General features: G+C 62.8%; 1 protein-coding gene and 1 rRNA gene. Both read right to left on the reverse strand.

The genetic code is table 11. The features are described from left to right. Positions 1-349, reverse strand: a 16S ribosomal RNA gene (locus tag ACGF5U_RS31895); the annotation flags it as partial. A gap of 704 nt (positions 350-1,053) precedes the next feature. Next, positions 1,054-1,588: MarR family winged helix-turn-helix transcriptional regulator (locus ACGF5U_RS31900; RefSeq protein WP_392818966.1), on the reverse strand; the 535-nt coding region annotated here is incomplete at its 5' end.

Below are 1,588 nucleotides of genomic sequence, written 5' to 3' on the forward strand. Positions count from 1 at the left end.
CTGCTGCCTCCCGTAGGAGTCTGGGCCGTGTCTCAGTCCCAGTGTGGCCGGTCGCCCTCTCAGGCCGGCTACCCGTCGTCGCCTTGGTAGGCCATTACCCCACCAACAAGCTGATAGGCCGCGGGCTCATCCTTCACCGCCAGAGCTTTTAACCCCGCCCCATGAGGGACAGAGTGTTATCCGGTATTAGACCCCGTTTCCAGGGCTTGTCCCAGAGTGAAGGGCAGATTGCCCACGTGTTACTCACCCGTTCGCCACTAATCCACCCCGAAGGGCTTCATCGTTCGACTTGCATGTGTTAAGCACGCCGCCAGCGTTCGTCCTGAGCCAGGATCAAACTCTCCATGAATGTTTTCCCGTAATCGGGATCACAACACGAGAGCGGAACAACCAGGTCGGAATATGACCGGCTGTTCACAGCGTCCTCGCTGTTGTTGCCTACCCGGTCCGAGGACCGTGCAGGACTTTTCAAAGGAACCACCAACCTGCGATGCAGGCCGGGGTATCAACAAATTTGGCGTTGACTTTTGGCACGCTGTTGAGTTCTCAAGGAACGGACGCTTCCTTCGGTCCCGTTTCACCGGGGCCCTCCGGGCGCTTCCCTTCGTTCTTGCGTTTCCGACTCTATCAGACTCTTTCGTGTCCGATTCCCGGTCGAAGCGGGTTACTGCTTGTTTCGCTTTCCAGTTCTTCGCTTTCGCGTTTCCCTTTCCGGCGAGTCCGACTCTATCAGATCCTTTCGGGCCTGATTCCCAGTCAGCGGGGTTCGTCTTCCCGGCTGTTGGGCCGTTCCGACGTCTCAAACTCTAGCGGATTCTCCCGGCGACTCATAATCGAGTCAGCGAATTGAATTTCGGCATGCCGAAATTCTCCCCGGTGGGAGGTCGTACAGAGTTTGTTTGCCGCTTGAGCGGCGGGATCGGCTGCCGCCGGACCATGGTGGCTCCGGGACAACTCGAAGAACCTTACGGATGCGAGGGGGGCGTGTCAACCCCGCCCTTCCCTGCTTCTCCCCCCGTTCCAGGACCCGCCCCCGGCCCGGTTCCGGACCCTTCACCCCAGGTCGGTGAGCCGGCCGCCGGCATCCGGCTGCTCGTGTTCCACGCGGCGCAGGAGTCGGATCAGGATCTCGCCCAGGGCTCCGCGCTCGTCGCCCGAGAGGTCCTGGAGCAGGTCCTCCTCGAAGGTGGTCGCCATCCTCATCGCCTCGAGCCACTTCGTACGTCCCTCGTCCGTCAGCTCGACGATGACGCGCACCCGGTTGTTCTCGTCCCGGTCACGGGTGACCAGGCCCTCGCCCGCCATGCGGTCGATGCGGTGGGTCATCGCGGCAGGGGTGAGCCCGAGGCGCTTCGCGAGCTCGCCCGGACCCAGCCGGTAGGGAGTGCCGGAAAGGACGAGAGTCTTGAGGACTTCCCACTCGGCGTTGCTGATGCCGAGGGTGGCGACCTGCCTGCCGTAGGCGACGTTCATCCGGCGGTTCAGCCTGCCCAGCGCGGAGACGATCTGCTCGACCTGGGGGTCGAGGTCCCGGAACTCCCGCTGGTAGGCGGCGATCTGCTCGTCGAGGCTCGGCTCCTGGAGCTCG

It is taken from the genome of Streptomyces sp. NPDC047886 (genome assembly GCF_043204435.1).
In the GTDB taxonomy this organism is placed as follows: Bacteria; Actinomycetota; Actinomycetes; order Streptomycetales; family Streptomycetaceae; genus Streptomyces.